At 47.7% G+C, this 19635-nt stretch carries 15 protein-coding genes; 9 read left to right on the top strand and 6 right to left on the bottom strand.

Features of this window, described 5'->3' with window-relative positions:
- Positions 1 to 146: 146 nt before the first annotated feature.
- Positions 147 to 782 carry an MlaC/ttg2D family ABC transporter substrate-binding protein gene (locus HUX64_RS00375; protein WP_174624264.1) on the bottom strand — a complete coding sequence of 212 codons (636 nt, stop codon included), beginning with the start codon at positions 780 to 782 and terminating at the stop codon, positions 147 to 149.
- Between the two features lie 156 nt (positions 783 to 938).
- On the opposite strand from HUX64_RS00375, the gene hemB reads away from it, so the two are divergent.
- The 9 genes from hemB to HUX64_RS00330 all read left to right on the top strand — a co-directional run bounded on the left by hemB (position 939) and on the right by HUX64_RS00330 (position 9357).
- Complete coding sequence (gene hemB, locus HUX64_RS00370) at positions 939 to 1952, top strand: porphobilinogen synthase (protein ID WP_174624263.1); 1014 nt, start codon at positions 939 to 941, stop codon at positions 1950 to 1952.
- A 409-nt stretch (positions 1953 to 2361) separates the two neighbouring features.
- Positions 2362 to 2802 carry an Hsp20/alpha crystallin family protein gene (locus HUX64_RS00365; protein WP_174624262.1) on the top strand — a complete coding sequence of 147 codons (441 nt, stop codon included), beginning with the start codon at positions 2362 to 2364 and terminating at the stop codon, positions 2800 to 2802.
- Positions 2803 to 2852: 50 nt separating this feature from the next.
- Entirely contained in the window at positions 2853 to 3254 is a 402-nt protein-coding gene (locus HUX64_RS00360) for an Hsp20/alpha crystallin family protein (RefSeq protein WP_174624261.1), read from the top strand.
- Between the two features lie 313 nt (positions 3255 to 3567).
- Positions 3568 to 5475 carry a molecular chaperone DnaK gene (gene dnaK, locus HUX64_RS00355; RefSeq protein ID WP_174624260.1) on the top strand — a complete coding sequence of 636 codons (1908 nt, stop codon included), beginning with the start codon at positions 3568 to 3570 and terminating at the stop codon, positions 5473 to 5475.
- Positions 5476 to 5705: 230 nt separating this feature from the next.
- The gene (locus HUX64_RS00350; RefSeq protein WP_174624259.1) at positions 5706 to 6620 is read left to right on the top strand and encodes a YfdX family protein; all 915 of its coding nucleotides are present in this window, start codon (positions 5706 to 5708) and stop codon (positions 6618 to 6620) included.
- Between the two features lie 106 nt (positions 6621 to 6726).
- Positions 6727 to 7335, top strand: a complete 609-nt coding sequence (locus tag HUX64_RS00345) for an HdeD family acid-resistance protein (protein ID WP_174624258.1) — start codon at positions 6727 to 6729, stop codon at positions 7333 to 7335.
- 157 nt (positions 7336 to 7492) lie between these two features.
- Positions 7493 to 8005: an Hsp20/alpha crystallin family protein gene (locus tag HUX64_RS00340; RefSeq protein WP_174624257.1), complete on the top strand. Its 513-nt coding sequence runs from the start codon at positions 7493 to 7495 to the stop codon at positions 8003 to 8005.
- Positions 8006 to 8080: 75 nt separating this feature from the next.
- Positions 8081 to 9034 (top strand): DnaJ C-terminal domain-containing protein, encoded by a 954-nt coding sequence (locus tag HUX64_RS00335; RefSeq protein ID WP_174624256.1) that lies wholly within the window; start codon positions 8081 to 8083, stop codon positions 9032 to 9034.
- A 5-nt stretch (positions 9035 to 9039) separates the two neighbouring features.
- Positions 9040 to 9357 carry a chaperone modulator CbpM gene (locus HUX64_RS00330; RefSeq protein ID WP_174624255.1) on the top strand — a complete coding sequence of 106 codons (318 nt, stop codon included), beginning with the start codon at positions 9040 to 9042 and terminating at the stop codon, positions 9355 to 9357.
- Between the two features lie 108 nt (positions 9358 to 9465).
- Here the strand turns inward: HUX64_RS00330 and HUX64_RS00325 are convergent, their stop codons facing one another.
- The 5 genes from HUX64_RS00325 to HUX64_RS00305 form a co-directional block, all read right to left on the bottom strand.
- On the bottom strand, positions 9466 to 10857 hold the full coding sequence (locus tag HUX64_RS00325) for a sigma-54-dependent transcriptional regulator (protein ID WP_174624379.1): 1392 nt from the start codon (positions 10855 to 10857) through the stop codon (positions 9466 to 9468).
- A gap of 255 nt (positions 10858 to 11112) precedes the next feature.
- Positions 11113 to 11508, bottom strand: coding sequence for a hypothetical protein (locus tag HUX64_RS00320; RefSeq protein ID WP_174624254.1), 396 nt, complete (start codon positions 11506 to 11508; stop codon positions 11113 to 11115).
- Positions 11501 to 11689, bottom strand: a complete 189-nt coding sequence (locus HUX64_RS00315) for a hypothetical protein (protein ID WP_174624253.1) — start codon at positions 11687 to 11689, stop codon at positions 11501 to 11503. The genes HUX64_RS00320 and HUX64_RS00315 overlap by 8 nt, the downstream gene beginning before the upstream one ends.
- 390 nt (positions 11690 to 12079) lie before the next feature.
- The gene (locus HUX64_RS00310) at positions 12080 to 16030 is read right to left on the bottom strand and encodes a sacsin N-terminal ATP-binding-like domain-containing protein (protein WP_174624252.1); all 3951 of its coding nucleotides are present in this window, start codon (positions 16028 to 16030) and stop codon (positions 12080 to 12082) included.
- A 97-nt stretch (positions 16031 to 16127) separates the two neighbouring features.
- On the bottom strand, positions 16128 to 19559 hold the full coding sequence (locus HUX64_RS00305) for a DEAD/DEAH box helicase (RefSeq protein ID WP_174624251.1): 3432 nt from the start codon (positions 19557 to 19559) through the stop codon (positions 16128 to 16130).
- Positions 19560 to 19635 lie beyond the last annotated feature (76 nt).

Genomic DNA, 19635 nt, shown 5'->3' with positions numbered 1-19635 from the left:
AATGCTCTCTAGTGATGAGATACAGCATCCGGACCGGGAAAAAAGAAAGGCAAGGAATCTGTAGGGGGAAGCAGGTCAGCAAGATTAAATTTATACATAACAATAATTAATCGGGCCGGCAAGTGGCAGGATCAGCTACTCAATCATTATGAATTTTTTGATGCAAGCGCTTCGGCATTACGCTTGGACAGGCTATCAATGACTGCACTTAGTGAACCCTTGGTTTTAACTTCATTGGTGAAGGTGGTACGGTAATTAGTAACCAGACTTACACCTTCAATCATAATATCGTAGGCTTTCCATTGGCCATTACTTAGCAGCATCCGGTAATTTACACTAACCGGCTGCTTTCCAGGTTGTAAAACTTCTGTCTTCACAATCACTTTTTTCGCATTATTTTCCATTTGCAGCGGCAAATAGCGTATCGTCCAATCCTTGAATTCTACAAATGCCCGGGAATAGGTTCTCACCAGCAGAGTCTGGAATTCGTCTTTAAAACGCTCCCGTTCCTGCGGCGTGGCTGTTTTCCATAATTTTCCGAGCACTAAGGCGGCAATTCTGTCGAAGTCAGTATGCGGGTCGATAACCTGCTTAACATACCGGGTAATCTGGGCAAAATCTTTGGTAAAGGATTTGTCCTGCAATTTAATCTGCAATTGGTCGGAAGCAGTTTGGATGGGCTGTTGCGGAGGCAGCAAATCAGCAGCTGTTAGCGGAGCGGCAGGCATTAAACCGAGTAATACTGCAAATAACCCGAATATTGTAAATTGTCTAGACTTCATAAAATCCTCTAAAATTTCAACTGGTGAATGATCTTCATCCCAAAATACCAAGCAACAAGCATTCCCTGATACAATAAATCTCTCGATAAATCACTTTAATGCGTTAACCCGCTGGATGATTTAGGGAGAGATTCCAATACTTCAAACCCATAAATAATGGATAAGATGGCCTATCATAACATCAATTTTCCCAACACACGCATGAGAAGGATGCGCTATAACGATTTTTCCCGGCGGCTCATGCGCGAAAACCGGCTATCGGTTGATGACCTGATTTATCCGCTGTTTGTCACGGAAGGCTCAAATTGCCGGGAAGCTGTTGCCTCGATGCCGGAAATAGAAAGACTTTCGCTGGATTTGCTGCTGGAAGAAGCGCAGGAGCTTTATGACCTGGGCATCCCCGCCATAGCGCTGTTTCCGGTAATTACCGCGGATAAAAAATCAGCTAATGCAGATGAAGCCTATAATCCTGACGGACTGGTTCAGCGCAGCGTAAGTGCTTTAAAAAAAGCCTTTCCAGAATTGGGGATTATTACCGATGTGGCGCTGGATCCTTTTACCATTCATGGACAGGACGGGCTTATTAATAAAAACGGCTATGTCATTAATGATGAGACAATCCAGGTATTAACCCAACAAGCTCTTTCTCACGCTGAAGCCGGAGCCGATATTGTTGCGCCTTCAGACATGATGGATGGCCGCATCGGGGCTATACGCCAGGCTTTGGAGGCAGAGAATCATACTAACACCCTGATACTCGCCTATTCCGCCAAATATGCATCGAGCTTCTATGGCCCTTTCAGAGACGCAGTGGGTTCTGCCGGTAATCTTGGAAAAAGCGATAAATACAGCTATCAAATGGATCCGGCCAATTCCGATGAAGCAGTGCGGGAAATTCAGCTGGATTTACAGGAAGGCGCGGATATTGTCATGATTAAGCCCGGCATGCCTTATCTGGATATTATAAGGCGGGTAAAAGATCAGTATGGCGTACCTACCTTCGCCTATCAGGTCAGCGGTGAATACGCCATGCTCAAAGCCGCCGCAATGAACGGCTGGCTGGATGAAAAACAGGTCGTCCTGGAATCCCTGCTTGCCTTCAAACGGGCGGGGTGTGACGCAATTCTGACCTATTTTGGCAAATCTGTGGCCCGCTGGCTGAAGGGCTAAGCGGGTTTTTAATCCGCTTAAAGGCCTTCTTTATCGGCTATTGATCGCTGCTGAAGTTCCAGCTAAAACTGCTCCTGCCCTCTAATTTTAAGCCAGTGGATTAGGTTTAAGGCTTTAACTTGCTCTGTCAATGGCGGATTCTCGCGCCTCGCCCGTTAGTTACAACAGCCTGTACACAGCCGTCATTTGTTCCTTAGCGAGGGCCTTGAAGAGGCGGTCAATTTGGCCGGAGTTCCTGTGGCAAGGTGGTCAGCATGGCCGGGATATTCGAAGTCTCTATAAGTATTTCTTACAAATACAATGGCTTATGATATGGCATAAATTCTGCTGAATAATTTATGGTCTATTCTGGGTTATGTCATAACCCTATAAATGGCATGAATTTCTTAAAGCCGAGGAGGAACCTACTATGTTATATCAAACCTATTTAGAAAGTGATTTAAGCGACCAGTTCGAGCGCATGCGCAGGCAAATGGACAGTTTGTTCGGGGCATGGCCAAGCATTTCCAGCATTCGCGCCGCTGCCGCCGGAAGCTTTCCGGCTACGAATGTGGGGGCATCAGCCGAACGCGTGGATGTTTATATTTTTGCCGCAGGCATTGATCCGAACAGTCTCGATATTCAATTACAGCAAAACCTGCTGACCTTTTCCGGCAAGCGCGAGTTAAAAAGCCAGGAGAACGCCACTTGTTACCTGAGCGAACGCTTCAATGGCGAGTTTCGCCGGGTTTTGACCTTGCCGGAAGATATAGATTCTGAAAAGGTTGAAGCCAGCTATCGCGACGGCGTCCTGCATGTCATTGTTCAGCGGCGTGAAGCAGTTAAACCTCGTCAGATTCAGGTTAAATAAGCTCGAAGTTAAATAAATCAGGTAAATAATTATCGTGAGGAGAATTCATCATGAATGAAAGTCAATTAACACAAGCCGGAAAATCAGAAGTGCCCAATGTGCAGGGCCAACCCGATCGCGATATTGTTTTGCGTCCGGCAGTGGATGTCTACGAGGATGGAACAGGTATTACCTTGCTGGCCGATTTGCCCGGCGTTTCCCGGGACCGGCTCAATATTCAGGTTGATAAAAACAATTTGACCATCGAAGGCCAAATGGTCATTGATATGCCCGAAGGCATGGAGTCACTGTATGCCGAGGTGCGCGGAAGCCGTTTTCAGCGCAGCTTCAGCCTGAGCAGCGAACTGGAAGTAGATAAAATTGAGGCTCAAATGAAAGATGGAGTCTTAACCCTGAAAGTGCCTAAGCGCTCCGAATTGCAGCCGCGTAAAATCGAAATCAAAGCGGGATGACGAAGTCGGGTTAACCCGGATATTAGCGGGATATTATCTGATAGCGCAGCTTTACTGCGGGGTATCAACATTTGAATTAATTATCAGCGATTTTGAAAAGCACTGTGATTTTATTAATTTATTAGTTGATACCCCTAATTTAACAGGAGAATTATTTCAAAAACGCTGTCAAATCCTCCGCAATAAAACGGCTAACGATAATTATCCAGTCGCCAGAGGGCACTGTTAAATACCAGTCCAATATTCAAGCATTTGGCTCTTCTGGAGTTTTACTTTAGTTAGCATTAAGTTATTAACGTAAGAGGATAAGATTATGAGCAAAACCATTGGAATTGACCTGGGAACTACTAACTCCTGCGTGGCCATAATGGAAGGGGATGCGCCCAAGGTCATCGAAAACAGCGAGGGCAGCCGTACTACGCCTTCCATTGTGGCGTTTACGAAAGAGGGTGAGGTGCTGGTTGGCCAGACCGCGAAGCGCCAGGCCGTCACCAATCCCCATAATACCCTGTTCGCTATCAAGCGACTGATCGGCCGGCGCTATGATGACTCTGTGGTCAGGCGCGATATCGATATGGTGCCGTATAAGATTATCAAGGCGGAAAACGGCGATGCCTGGGTCGAGGTAAACGGAAAAAAAATGGCGCCGCCTGAGATTTCGGCCACGGTATTGAAGAAGATGAAGCAAACGGCTGAAGAATATTTAGGCGAAGCGGTTACTTCGGCAGTCATTACCGTCCCCGCCTATTTTAATGACTCACAGCGTCAGGCCACCAAGGACGCCGGCCGCATTGCCGGCTTAGACGTCAAACGCATTATAAATGAGCCCACCGCCGCCGCCCTGGCTTACGGCATGGACAAAAAACGCGGCGATCAGAAACTGGCTGTCTATGACCTGGGCGGCGGCACCTTTGATATATCGATTATCGAAATAGCCGAAATGGAAGGTGAGCACCAGTTCGAGGTGCACTCCACGAATGGCGATACGTTTCTGGGCGGCGAAGATTTTGACAAGCGTCTGATGGACTTTCTGGCCGATGAATTCAAGAAAGAACATGGCATGGATTTGCGCGGCGACCCGTTGGCCATGCAGCGTTTGAAAGAAGCCGCCGAAAAAGCCAAAATCGAGCTTTCATCGAGTCAGCAGACCGATGTGAATCTTCCCTATATCACCGCCGATCGAAGCGGTCCGAAGCATCTTAATGTCAAGCTGACGCGCGCCAAGTTCGAAGCCCTGGTGGAAGATTTGATCAAGCGTACAATCGAACCCTGCAAAACCGCATTGAAAGATGCGGGCATGAAAATTTCCGACATTGATGAGGTCATTCTGGTGGGTGGTCAGACGCGCATGCCCAAGGTCCAGGAACAAGTCCGGTCGTTTTTCGGCAAGGAGCCGCGCAAGGATGTCAATCCCGATGAGGCAGTAGCGATTGGCGCAGCAATCCAGGCTGCCGTGCTATCCGGTGAAGTTAAGGATGTGCTGCTGCTTGATGTCACGCCCTTGTCGCTGGGTATTGAAACCATGGGCGGCGTCATGACCAAACTGATCGAAAAAAACACCACAATTCCAACCCGTGCAGCTGAGATATTTTCTACCGCCGACGATAACCAGTCCGCCGTTACCGTCCATGTGCTGCAAGGCGAGCGCGAACGGGCCGCCGATAATAAATCGCTGGGGCAGTTTAACCTGGCTGGCATTCCGCCTGCGCCGCGCGGCACGCCGCAGATTGAAGTCACCTTTGATATCGATGCTAACGGCATACTCAATGTTTCGGCAAAGGATAAGGCCACCGGCAAACAGCAGTCAATTGTGATCAAAGCTTCAAGCGGACTTTCCGAGGCTGAAGTAAAACGTATGATCAAGGATGCCGAAGCCCATGCCGAGGAGGACAAGAAATTTCATGAACTGGTGCACGCGCGCAACCAGGCCGATGCCTTGGTCCATGCAACGCGCAAGTCCATGGACGAGCTTGGCGCCAAACTGGAAGCCGGCGAAAAAGAAACTATCGAGTCTGCGATCAAGGCTGTTGAAGAGGCCGTAAAAAGCGATGATAAAGCCGCTATTGAAGAAAGAAGCAATGAGCTGAGCAAAGCTTCGGCAAAAATGGCTGAAAGACTGTATGCGCAGCAGCCGGAAGATAAAGCATCGAGCGCGGAAGCAGGTTCTGCTAGTGAGGACGGTGTAGTTGATGCCGAGTTCGAGGATGTGACTAAACATTAGCCGGATCCGTAAAGGCTATCGGCTACATTAGCCGCGTTGAAGCAGGAGCAATTGGAATTCTCGACAATTTGTCAGTTGTTGTTATAAGTTTCAATTAAGTCGCCTTGGGAATTTCAAATCTGTCGGCCAGGAACGCCTGCATGCAGACCTCGCTCTCATCATCGGCTTCATTCCTGAAGGGATCATTTCTTATTGCTTGCTGGTATTCACTACTTGCACAAGGAGAACGTATGAATAAAAATAATTGGCATCAACTTACCGGCATTCTCTTAACTGTTATTCTACTTGCCCTGAATTCCTCCGTCCTTGCCAAAACCAGGAAGGCGGAGGAATCTTCCCGGCCTATGCAGTCTGTACAGACTGAGGTGACGCCGGAGGCGCAGGACAAGATCAGCGAAAAGCGCCGGCGGATTATCAGCGAGGCAGTCACGAGTATTGAAGAGACAGAGAAAGCTCTGCTGGCGCTGGAGGCGAAAAAAACTGATGAAGCCATTGCGGCTCTTGAAAAAGTAACCGGCAAACTTGAAGTCATTCTGTCACGCGATCCGCAATTGACGCTTGCACCGCTGAAAGTCAGCGTTATAACAAGTGATCTTTATGCTTCCGAAGCGGCCATTAAAAAAGCCATCAAGGAAGCCGAAGATTATCTGGAAAAAGGCCGGGTACAGGAGGCCCGCACGCTGATTTCCGGGTTGATGAGCCAAATGACTGTCCGCGTCACATCCATTCCCTTGGCTACTTATCCTGGGGCTATCAAAGCGGTTATACCCCTTATTGATCAAGGCAAAATAGACGAGGCCAAAGCCGCTCTTGAATTGGCTTTAAATACGCTTGTGGTTGAAGAGTTTATCTTTCCGCTGCCTATCATGCGTGCTGAGCTTCTGTTGGAGAACGCGGAGGCTCTGGCCGAGAATAAAAAGCGTACTGATAAGGAAAACAAAGAGCTGGCAACTTTCCTGAACGATGCCGGAACTCAGCTTGAAATAGCTAGGGCACTGGGTTACGGGGATAAAAAAGTGCATAAAAATTTGGCTGATCAGATCAATGACATAGAAAAAAGAACAAAAGGCGGAAAATCCGGGCATGGCTTCTTTGACAAAATCAGGCAATCCCTGGCCGATATTAAACGCTCCATTATGAAGTAACCCCTATTTTGAGAGTTGACACTCTGAAGTAAATCCGATCGGCTATTGTTTCAGAGCGCCTCTCAAGGCTTGAACTAAACGTATATCAGATCAAGGAGTTAATCTCATGAAAACTGAAAACACTTATGATGAAAGCTTTCGAACGGAAAGCGTCCTGGAAGAACTGCCCAGGCAGTGGGGCTGGCTGCTGGCGCTGGGTATTTTAATGGTTGTACTCGGCACATTGGGCATGGGTATGGCGTTTTATGTAACTTTAGCCAGTGTGCTTGTTTACGGCGGCATTTTACTCGGGGCTGGCTTATTGCAGTTGTGGCACAGTCTCAAAGCCAAAGAAACTACGTGGTCCGGCAGGACCCAGCAATTTGTGGTGGCGCTGTTTTATCTGGCCATCGCCGCTCTTATCATATGGGATCCGCTTGCGGCGTCGGCAGGCTTGACCCTGTTTCTGGGCGCTCTGCTGGCCGGAATCGGCGTGGTGCGGATTATTGATGCGCTACGTTATCGACGCTCCGGCTGGCAATGGGCATGGACGCTAATTGCCGGCATACTGAACCTGATACTGGCCGCAATCATTCTCTTTAGCTGGCCGTTTTCGGGACTCTGGGTGATTGGATTGTTTATTTCCATCGAAATGATTATAAATGGCTGGCTGCTCATCTTTGTTGCCTTAACGGTGCGTAAAAAAGGTCACCAAGCTGCAGGATCAACTTCCTAGACAAGTTCGATAATTTTTTCTTATATTAACGGCGCCTTATGTGTTGGCAGGCCTAAAATAAAGAGCGCATGGAATAAATGAGGATAAAGGCTAAATAGCGTCGAGTAATTTTTTTTACCCGTACAATCGGACACATACATTTCTGACAGGAGTTATTATGGAAACATTTCAGCAATTGAAACATAATATCAGCCAAGCGTGGGAGCAGGTCTCTGAAGGCTGGGAAAAGTTAACCCATAAGGCGGCAAGCGCCATCACGCGGTTTACAGGCGATAACAGCAGCGAGCTTTGTCAGGAGCAAAGTCCTGAACTGGCGAGGCGTAATCTCGGCTGGGGAGTTATGGCGGCAGAGGTGTTTGACGATGGCGACAAGATTATTGCCAGCTTGGAAGCGCCTGGCCTGGATATTGCCGAACTGGATCTTCAGGTTATTGATGACCGTCTTATAGTCAGCGGGGAAAAGAAAATCCAGAAAGAGCGCACCGAGGGCCATTATCATATCAAGGAATGCGCCTATGGCCGCTTTGAACGTGCCATAGAACTGCCTGATGAAGTCGATACCGCTAAAGCTCAAGCCGAATACAAAAATGGCATCCTGCGGGTTGAGTTACCCAAAGCAGCTCATAAACGCCGTAAAATTGTAAAAGTTCAGGTTTCGCCAGCGAATTAAATATAGCGGTTGCAAATTTTCCGCAGGATACAGACAATAAACTCATTAGCTGTGTAATCAACTGAAAAAATCCCGATGCAGTATAAAGATTACTATAAGATTATGGGTCTATCCCGCGATGCCACTCAGGATCAGATTAAACGCGCCTATCGAAAACTGGCCCGAAAGTATCACCCTGACGTAAGCAAGGAAAAGAACGCCGAAGAACGCTTTAAGGAAGTGGGCGAGGCCTATGAAGTGCTCAAGGATCCGGAAAAACGAGCGGCCTACGATCAACTGGGCGCCAACTGGAAAGCCGGGCAGGATTTTCGCCCGCCGCCGAACTGGAATGAAGGTTTCGAATTTAGAGGCGGCGGCTTCACCGGCGGAGATGCCGGGGAATATAGTGATTTTTTTGAACAGTTATTCGGACGCGCGGGGTTCGGGTTCGGTACAGCGGGCAGACGGCAACAGGGCTTTCATGCGCGGGGGCAGGATAGTCATGCAAAAATCCATATAGATCTGGAAGACAGTTTTCGTGGAGCTACGCGCAGCATTACCCTGAATGCTCCTGAAATGGATGGGCAAGGTCATGTTTATACCAAACAGAGAACGCTGAATATCAAAATTCCCAAAGGCATTAAACCAGGCCAGCACATTAAACTCGCCGGTCAGGGTAATCCCGGATCAGGCAGGGGCCAGGCGGGGGATTTGATTCTTGAAATTGAGTTCAACAAGCATCCTTTTTATCGGGTTGCCGAGTCGGATATTTATCTGGACCTGCCGATAGCTCCGTGGGAGGCGGCTTTAGGCGCCAGAGTCAAGGTGCCTACACCGGAAGGAGTAGTCGATTTGAAAATCCCTGCAAATTCCCAACAGGGCGATAAATTACGCTTGAAAGGACGAGGGCTCTCAGGTAAAACGCCTGGAGATTTTTTTGTCGTGCTTCAAATTGCCCTGCCTCCTGCACATACCGAAAAATCCAAATCGATCTATCAAGCCATGCAGAAAGAACTTGATTTTAATCCGCGTCAATCGTTGGGAGTATAAGGCCCATGAAAGCAGATGAGCTGTCATTAATATATACAGGCGTAGTTATTGAAGAGGGCGATTTAACTCTGGGGCAGTTATGTCGTTCCTGTGATGTCAGTGCCGACTGGGTTATAAGTCTGGTTGAAGAAAGCATTGTTGAACCTGAAGGGGAAGACCTTCAGGTATGGCGCTTTTCCGGAACCAGCGTGCGCCGGGTCCGTTCCGCGCTCAGATTGCAGCGTGAGCTGGGAGTCAACCTGTCGGGTATTGCGCTGGCGCTTGATTTAATGGATGAAATTGAAAGCCTACGGGCCCAAATAAAAATGTTGGGCGAGTTTTAAGCCGACTGTCTATTGTCAGATTTAACAAAGCGTGGGCTCATAAAGTAATAAATACTTATTTATTTCGCCTTTAACTTTTACTTTTCAATGACCTGGTAACACGGAAAATCAGCTCTCATTCAGCTTACGCCGTAAAGTACGCTCTCCAATACCCAGCAGTCTTGCTGCCTGGCTTCGGTTGTAGGCGCTTTGCTGAAGAGCCGCATCAATTAAAAGCCATTCCGCATCGGTCAGAGTAGTGCCTTTGGGAATATAAATCCCGCCTTCCTGGCCGGAGGCAAAAGGAGAAGGCAGGGCAGAAGGCGAGCGCAAGACCGACCTCAACAGTTTTGGAGGGATTTCACGCATGTCTTCCGTCAGTCGCACGGCTAGACGAGCCATTACATTGCGCAGCTCGCGTACATTTCCAGACCAGCCATGATATTGCAGGAAGGTTTTGGCTTCAATGCTCAGGCAGGGTATAGGGCTTTGCCAGTTCCTGTCCCTGAGGCTGTCAGCGAGAAAGCGCTCTGCCAGCAGCGCAATGTCAGCAGGCCGTTCGCGCAACGGCGGCAAGAACAGCGGCAGCACATTGAGCCGGTAAAACAGATCGCTGCGGAACTGCCTGGCTTCGACCAGCTCTTCCAGAGAGCGATGCGTGGCGGCTACAACCCGGATGTTCACCCTTACCTGGCCCTCAGCGCCAAGGCGCTGAAGCTTGCCTTCCTCCAGTATCCGCAACAGGCTGATTTGCGCCGACGGCGGCATTTCACCGATTTCATCGAGAAAAAGCGTACCCTGATGAGCCTGTTCAAAGTAGCCTTTATGCATGCGATTGGCGCCGGTAAAAGCCCCTTTTTCATAGCCGAACAATTCTGCCTCCAGCAGGTTTTCCGGAATAGCCCCGCAATTGACAGCTACAAAAGGGCCTTCAGCATGAGATCCCAGTCCATGCAGCGCTTTCGCCACCAACTCTTTACCTGTGCCTGTTTCACCCTGAATCAGGACCGGTTCACTGGTTACCGCGAAGCTCGGCAGCTCAGCAAGGGCTTCAGCCATAACCGGATCCTGGAGAATTAAATAAGGCGCCAACTGTTTGGCCAAACCTTCAGCTGGCGTTTTCGAAGCCAGGTCGGCAACGAGCCGGTTTGCCAGCTCGATAGGATCAACAGGTTTTTTAAAATAGCCGCGGATGCCTTGTTTAAGGCTATCCACCGGGTCGACATTAAAAAATCTGCTGTCTCCGGTTAAATAAAAACTGCCTTCCGGGCAGCGGGCCTGGTAATCGGGCAACAGATCAAGTCCAGTGCCGTCCTTAAGCCGGAAATTGGATACTATTGCATCCTGGCCATGGAAACGCAGAGATAAACGAGCCTGACGCAGACTGCCCCAGCCGGTTACGCTGGCTCCCAGATGCTGGAAAACATGCCCCAGAGTTCGTAAATTGTTATGATCGTCGTCTACCACCATCAGTGACAGACCGCGTAGATCAGGATGGGTATTGCCTTGGGTATTTTCCATTGCAGCGGCTCCTTCTGGTAAATGAGTTTAAAAGGAAGTCAGACAGGCAGACCGTAACAGACTTGCTTCTTTACGGCTCAGTAGTCTGTATAAGCGTCCACTTTAAGATTATGAGGATGGCTATAAGTTCTATCTGTGTCCTTGTATATTTGGCAGTGACAATAAACGGTGCTTAATTAAAAGGCTATCTGAAAATGCTGTGGCAAATTCTTGACCCTGCGGGTGTTAAAAGCGGTAAGAGTGCCGGTTGTCACCTCAATCTCTTTTAACTCGAACGGTTGCCGGGAACATTTTTGCTCTTATCCACAACGCAGAACAACCCGGACATTTGATTATAGACGGCGCAATCCGGCTAGGCGGCAAATGGCCACAGCCGTAACTTCTGCACGCTCGGCTGCGATCAGTTTGATGGGCTGGCTGGCACTGATGCCACTGGGAAAGTCTTGACAGCCAGCATAGCAAGGTTTTTTTACTCAGCTTCAACACTTCACCAGCTTTTTTCAGGTGTGTAGCGACAGTTGCCTCTTTTAGCAATGCGATCACGGGTCGGCGCTCTTCGAGAACACCTATCCAACCTCGCCCCGGCAACACCGCCGCTTTTTCCTCGCGATTCAATTCGCGTTCAAGGTGCTGGTTTTTCAGCCTATGCAAAGGCCGCTCCGGCCAGAGCTGACAGAAATCCTGCAAATTTGCGGGAAATAAAACGCGCTCCCGGCAGCAGCCATGTAATGAGTTTTCCGATAAACAGGACTTTTCTGAAGCGCCTGCAAACGCTCTTCAGAGTGCTAATCCTGACGGCGTTTCGCTCGGCTTCCGGCAAGATCTTTTTCATCCGGTTGTTTCTTCAAGGAATCCGACAAGCGGTCGGTATAGTACAGTTTATACATAACACATTCAAATACTCTGGGCATTCATCCTCTGATGTATTTAAACCCTCAATAATCGCTTGGTTAACTTCTGGATTTTTTGACAAATAATTGTTGTCGGTTTCCATTTTAATTCGTTTCTTTAGAAACAACACAAAATCGAGAAATTCTTTTTGTGGCGTTAAAGGCAGTGTGTTTCTTTGTTAATTATTTCCGGCAATGTATTCATTATTTTTTCTCCACAATGTTACACCTTCATCGGCCAAACCAAACTACGATAAAACAAGGGGTTAATTACCTGCTCCAATTTTTTGTCCATACATGGCTGAAGCCGCTCTAGGTGTTAATGGTTTCTATTATGATGCTTTGTCCCATAAAGCCACTAGATGTGCGAAATGGCGTTCGCTCCAGGTCATTACGCATTCTTCACCCGCTAATTTAATTTTTGCTTTTACGTTTTCAACTTCTGCTGGTTGTCTGTTTTTAAAACTCTCAATAATTGCTTCCAAATCATCCAGCCATTCAAAACTGGCGTTTTTGAGTTTTGCCATCGTATCAGCGCTGACGCATAACATATTCCCGACATCGTTTAAGTAATCTGCGTTAGTGTATGAAAGTAGCGAACATGCCTCAAAATAATTTTCCGCCTCGCCGTTAGCATTCGCTGAAGCTTTAGGGAATGTATTACCGGTAATCTGACATTTACCTTGGTATTCTTCATAGAGAAAATCACGCGCTTTTTGATTCGATGAGGATTGGCGTACTAAAGAAAAACGGATGGTTTGCGGAGTGGTTTGTTGTAATGCCAATTTTTCATCTATCTCTTGATGGATCTTGTTTTGATAGCGTTCTGGATTGCTGAGTGGATAAGTTGGTTTATCTGTGGTGCTTGTCGAACTGCTGCCGCGTTGTGGTCGAAATAAATTGCCCACGCCTTCCTTAAAAGATGGTGCTGGTTGCGGTGGGATTTCTTGAGGAATTGTTTTGAGCATTTTTTCCTGTTCTGCTTCAGAAGCAGATAAAAAACGTTCAAGCCTGCTTAATTTACTTGGGTCATCGCCAGCAATAACATTAATAGCCTGTTGAACTTCCGGCTTCTTCATCCCCAGCTTATCAGCTACTTTTTTTGCAGAGAGCGATTCTGTGTCGAACTCATCCGGCAAATCGGTCAAAAGCAATTCGCTGGGCTTGTGCCAGATGCCTGCTTTGTCTGGAAGCCATTTAGAAGTAGATAACTGGTTTCCTATTTTTGAAAGCTCTTCTTTTTTTTTAATGTTTGACCAATTAGAACGATTGGAACTCTCAGTGAATCCTCGAATACATTTGCTATTAATTAGCAAGAGATTCCACAGAATCTTACTTTGCTCTGGCCGTGGCTTTGTTAGCATTTGTTTAATTCCCGTAATTTCCCAATTAGAGTCAAAACCATCAAGTCCGCGTTTGTGACATCCGTGTTGGTTGCTAATAACAACATAGCGTTGATAATTGGGTGTTTGTTTTATTACAAGTTCTCCCTTGCCGATTGAACTAATTAAGTCATCGGCAATACCATTTAGCTCTTTTTTCACAATCCGATGTAGAAAATAAACATCGACATCTTCTAATCCTGAAAACCACTCACAATGAGTTTCTGTTGATTTAAATAACCCCGTTGCATCCGATTTTTCCCAGATAACACAATCAGGGTAATTACCACTGGCATGAACACAGGCCAGCCATGCTATATTTTTTAGTTTGTCAGCAATCAAATTTTTCTTATTGCTATTATAAGCCTTGCCAATCCACTGCAAATCAGCACGGTAGAGGTCTTCATCAAAATCCACTGTTGTGTCTGGATTGGTGTATTTTGGCAGAATGAATTTTTCGACAATGACTATTGCATCCATTTCATTGACGCATTTTTCCAAGTACATTCGAGCAGATTCGTTTTTGCTGAATTCATCGACAACCGACGGATGCAAAAAATAGCCATTCATGTTTTCGGGAACGCGAAATGTTTGTTCATCGATAGGCTTTTCGAATAAATCATCGGCATTTGGTTTTCTCCAAGTAATACTTAGCGGCTCTTTGCCGCTGGCATGAACACAAGCCAGCCATGTTGTGTGAGGATATGATGAGTTGAGGCTTTGCTTCAATTGCTCTTTTACCGATTCGTCACCACTAAAAGCCTTGCAAATCCACAGTAAATCCTTGCGGTAGCTGAATTCGTCAAATTTCGAAGGTATTTTATAGTTCGGTAGAATAAAGTCTTTAACAATGGTTAGCGGGGCAATCGGTTGAATGAACTCGTTTAGATAATCATTAATGGATTTGAATTCGGCCAGTGCTTCACTGACTACCGGATGTAAAAAAAAGGCAGTTTTATCTTCCGGCACTGTAAACCCAAGTTTTTCAGTAGGCTTGGCGTATAAATATGCTGATTCGGGCGTTTTCCAGAACACTTTATCCGGTTCATTGCCGTTGGCATGAATACAGGCTAGCCATTCAATATCGTCCAGGCTCTTGTTGAGGCCTTCTTTTATTTCATCATCTGCATCCGCGTAAGCTTTACCTATCTGGTACAAATCAGCTCGATAGGTCTTTTCGTATTCGCTAAATGGCGTGCCTTCATGCAATGGCGTATCTTGATATTTAGGTAAGATGCACTGCTCGACTATATCCACCGACTTAATTTCATGAATCTCTTCTTTTTCCAAAAACTTTCTGACTCCTTCGTTTTCAGACAGCTTGTGATGAACCAGTGGAAAGTCCTTTATTAAATCCAGCCCTGTACTGTTTTCAGGCGCAAACCATGCGGTTGGATTTCCATCATCTTGACGTAAAGGAACCTGCTCGCCAGATTCAAGGCGAATAAACCGGCATTGCTTAATTTTATCGGTGCTTTTTTCAGCGTATTGGATGAACTTAATCAGCCAGTCAGAGGATTGCTTGCTAAAAAAATCAGTGGTTAGCTTCGGAGCTAAAGTATCAGGACTTACTTCAATACCATCAACAAGCTCAGTTAAAAACCCATGTAAATCAGGGTAGTTATTTATGGTCAGGGAGGTATCCAACCATTCCATTTTCTCTCTGCCAAAAAGCATACCTAGTTGCTCAGCATCAAATACTTCGGCCAGTTTTGCGCCTCTTACCAGCCTTGATTCATTGGTAGAAGTAAATCCTCCTCGATACTTAGGAAGTAACTGTGATGTTTGTAAATTCTTACAGACTTGCAAATATAGTGGTTCAAAAAACATACCCTCCTTGAATTTCTCTTTGTCAAGAGGAAGAACAGAAAGGGTATCCAAGTTGAGCAAGTCTAATTCTTTAAGCTGATGTAGGCTTTCGGTTAATAATTCAGCGGTTTGGTTAACAAGGTGTTGATTGAATTCATCGTCAGGAAAAACGTTTTCGCGTGGCGGGTTAGTACGAAATGGACCTTGCAAAATAAAGCCAACATGTGTTTCCTTTGCTGTTGGGAAAAATACGAACAGTTGTGCGTTGTTAATTTTTCTAATGACTCCGCCATCTTTCCGGGGTTTGTCGAGTCCAAAGGCTATTTGAACCGGACGATGCTGTTTTTCAATTTCATTATCGTCAGGCCAATAAATAGGACGGTCAAAGACGAAGTAGCACCGTTGGTCTGACACGCCGTCATTAATACAAACTTCTCGCATCCACTCATTTATCGAAATGGAGTCACGTAGATAATGTCTAGTGTCATCTTGGGTTGCCCATTCGATTTCTTGAAGATACTTGGTGAATAAAAGCGTATCGGCCCCCAGTTTCCTAAGCTTTCCTGCTATATCTTGGTAAGCAATCTCTGATGATTTAAGCTTACGGTTTTCAATATAATTAGGTTTTTCAAAAAGGTGATCGAATGGTAATACAAAACGCGTTTGACCTTCTTTAAGACCAGTTGGATAAGGCACAGTTTCCACACTGTAAAGCTGAGTTATCTTGAAGCTTTCCTGACCGGAATACACATGAGGTGAAGCAGTATACGCAAACACTGATTTAAAGCCCAAGCCAAAATGACCGATTTTTGTTATTTCCTCGCCATTTTCGGTTTTATCGCTCTTTTCAAAATAGCTAATGGCTTTAACGTTGCTTTCTGTAAATGGTTTGCCGTTGTGCTCAATGATTAGCTGGTCTGGCGTAACTGTAAAACTGATTTTAGTAGCACAAGCATCATCGGCGTTTTGCAACAGTTCGAATATAAAATGAACCGGATCGGTATACATTGCCACCTGGGATTTGCGAGATGCGCGATCTTTACCAAGCTGCTCTTCGTTATAAACAGAAATTGCGTGGTAATCACTTGTCATTTTCTTCTCCTTTTGTCACAACCAAAACCCCAAACGCCACCGCCTCGGCAATTACATCAGCCTGTTCCGGTGCTTTTTGCAATTCTTCCGCACGATGCTAGTAATCGCGGCTTGCTGAGGCAATCTGCGAGTTTTTCATGCGCTGGATTTTCTCGTCCGGATTCATGTCGCGTTGCTCTTCCAATAAAGCCAGGCGGGCGGCGTGGCTGGTGTTAAGAGAAGCCAGCCGCGCTTGTGTGGTTTGCGTCACTTGCTCGATGTGCGCGGCGCGGCTGTTTGACCAGTGCGGGTAGTGCGCCTGTTCCAGCGCGGTTTTTTCATCGGCGCTGATCGGCGCAACGGTGTTTTTGATTGGTTGAGCGATTTCCAGTAATTCCAGCATGCGTTCGGTGAGCTCGGGATGTTGGCTTATCGGCTGAAAGGTGAAGTCTTCTCTCAAGCCCAGTTTTCGCCAGCGGTAAATGGCGAAAGGATAACGTCCTGCGGGTAAGTCGGCTATCGTTATGCTCAGGTCGCAGTGTAGCGGCATGCGCGGTTCAAGCGACTGAGCGGCTTGCCGCGTCAACGGATGGGTGGGTGTGATGAAAAGCAGATCACGGCGTTCGGCGGCGGTGGAAGCGTCAAAGGTCAGCGGTAAATTCGGCTCATTGCCTGTCAGCCAGCGTGACCAGATTTGAGCAGTTTCACCGCTGGCATCGAGTTTTTGATAGTCTGCCAGCAGTTTGCTGCGGATGTCCTGGCCAAGTTGCAACGTGGTGAGGGGTTTTTGTCCCAGCGAAGCGGGCAGATTGGTTACGCCCAGAGTTTGCAGATAACGGCTGATCAGGTTGACCAGCATGGCAGGCGATAACCAGAAGCTGGCAGCCTGTTTAATCATTTCGTCGGTATGTTGGCCTGGCATGAGTCCGAACAGTTGCGCCTGCTGTTCTTCCAGCCTGGCTTGTTCCTGTATCAGGCGGATGTCGTTGTCGGCGATCTGTTGCAGCCGGGCGGCTTGTTCGTCTGGGGTGAGATCAAAGTTTTCGGCAATGGCGTGAATTTCCTGGGTCAGTTTTCCCAGTATTTCTTCACTACTGCCTAATGCCTGGCGGAAAATACCGATACGGAGCAGGCAGCGCTCGTAGATTTCAGCATCGACGGTGCCAGGTGTGATTAGGTTGTAGATGACAACGGTTGGGCTAAGTTGTCCGTAGCGGTCGATACGGCCTATGCGTTGTTCGACGCGCATTGGGTTCCAGGGCAGGTCATAGTTGATCATGCCGTCGCAGAACTGGTAATCGAGACCTTCACAACCGACTTCGGAACTTAGCAACACATCCAGAGCGTTCGGGTGAGCTTTTTCCATGCTGAAGCGGTTGCGTATTGCGCGGCGTTCGTCATCGGCAACACCGCCGTGTATAATGCCGAAGCGCACCGGTTCCTGGCTGAGTTGCTCTTCCAAGTAGCGGATGGTATGGCGAAAGCTGCTAAAAGCGAGCAGTTTATTGTTGGGTAATTGTTGTTTGTCGCGTATGACTTTGAGAAAGGCTTCCAGTTTGGGATCGTGGCCGGTCAGTTGCTGGGCTTGCCGAATCAAGGCCTCCACATCGGCGCGGAATTCAGCCAGTATCGCCTGAATGTCGTCCGGGCTGTTTTCGTAGTCCAGCTCGCTTAATTCCAGTTGCGACAAATGCTGTTGGAGCATGTCTTTCAAGCGTGGTGCCAGCCCGAATACGCAACTGGAGACTTGCTGCCTGACGGTTGACAACATGAATCTGAGATTCTGGTCGCCGTGACGAAAAGCCAAGATGCGGGCCATCAGGTTAATCAGGTTTTGGTGTAAATCAGCCTGCTCTGGGGTAAATTCGACAGTGACCGTTTCCGGTTTGCGCGTGGTAAAGTTGCCGATGTCGCGCCGGCGGGTACGGTTAATCAGTGACGCAAACGTGTAGAGTTCTTCCAGTTGCCGGATTAGCGCCAGACGTTGTGCAGGATCGTTGTGGTCGGCATCCAGCAGATCATAGGCTGATTGCAGACCTGGACCAGCGGCCAGAACGCCTCGGCCCCAGGTAGTTGCCAAAGCGCTATCGATGTGAGTGCGTACCTTGTCCTGCCAGTCCGTTTGCAGACTTCGTGCCGCTTCGATGGCGTCATTCAGGTGCGGATTGGGTTCGGCCATGTGTTCAAAATCCCGGCGGCTGGTCAGCACGTCAGGACGAATCAGGTGCAACAAGGTGTAAAGATCATTATCTCTCATTTGGATGGGCGTTGCCGACAGCAATACCACGGCTTCGGCATTGTCGCAAAAATGGCGGACATTACGATACGCCCAGGTGTCGGTGTTGCGGATGTGGTGGGCTTCATCGACGATGACCAGATCGAAAGCGGGCGGCGGGTCAAGATCAAGCAGGCCATGCTGCTTTTTGCGTCCGTCGTGTTTGCCCATGAGCAGGCTTTCGTCAAGTAGCGAATAAGGCACAATGACGCGAGCGTGTTTTTGCGGCCAGATTCCGTCAAAATGAGTTTCATTAATGCAGTAGCGTAGCGACTTGCCGTCCAGATGCTCGAAGCGCTCATCAAAACGCTTCATTTCTTCCAGCCATTTGCGCTCGGCGATCAGCGGCTTGGGGCAAATTACCAGCACCGATTTGATTTCCCGGCGGGCTTGCAGTTCTTTCAAAATCAGTCCCGCTTCAATGGTTTTACCGACACCGACTTCATCGGCAATTAACAGCCGTGGCCGGTCTGCCTGTATCAGTTTTAGCACCGGACGAAACTGGTAAGGCACAAACTGGATGCGCGAGGCGAACAGCGAATACAAGTGGCGGATAGATGGATGGCGCAGTTGCAATGCGGACAAGGCGGCGTGCAAATCAGGCAAAGCAACTTCAGAATGTGTTGAAACGGGCGGTATCGGTTCTATTTGCGAGGCGTAATAGTAGGGTGTTGTACCATCGTGAAAAACCTGGTAGCGATCTTCCGGTACGCCTGGCAAATGGGCAATAACGGCGCCGCTGGTCTGCGGCTTGGCTTTCAGCCTGACCATATCACCAGATTTGAATAAGTTGGTTACCGCATTTTCTGTTGTGGATGCTAGTGTCGATGCTTTGTTTGCTGCGAGCTTGAGTAGCAGATTTTGTTTTTCTCCACTGATTTTGTTTAATACCTCAGCGCTGGCAGCGAAGACTTGCAACAGTCTTTCGATGGTGTCCAGATCGCGGTAGTAAACTTCATCCGGCAAATCGCCGGCCGGTGCGTGTGCCCAGCGGTTACGGATAGTTTGTGCTTCTTTAAGCCAGTTCCGTACAGTTTTATCGAGATTGCGTTGCTGGGAAAGCTTATACCAATTCTGGTCTGCCACGCGAAGCAACGCGGCCAGATCAAGCTGTTCGAGTGCATCTGGACTATGTTGTCTGGCAAAAGATTGTTGTTGAAAGGTCAGTTTTTCAATGACTAAGGATGTCCACCACGATGTGGAAATCTTGGGTAGTGTGTCTCTTAAAATATGAGTAAGTTGATGCGTGAGAATATTAAGAACTGCCGTTTTCATAGCTTGCCGGTTCGAGGTGAGAGGATTTAAATCAATACAGGCAAACTTAGCGTGCCCGGTTTAGAGCATAGTTGAA

It is taken from the genome of Candidatus Methylobacter favarea, from assembly GCF_902806695.1.
Lineage (GTDB): Bacteria > Pseudomonadota > Gammaproteobacteria > Methylococcales > Methylomonadaceae > Methylobacter_B > Methylobacter_B favarea.
This window is presented reverse-complemented; position numbering and strand designations above follow the sequence as displayed.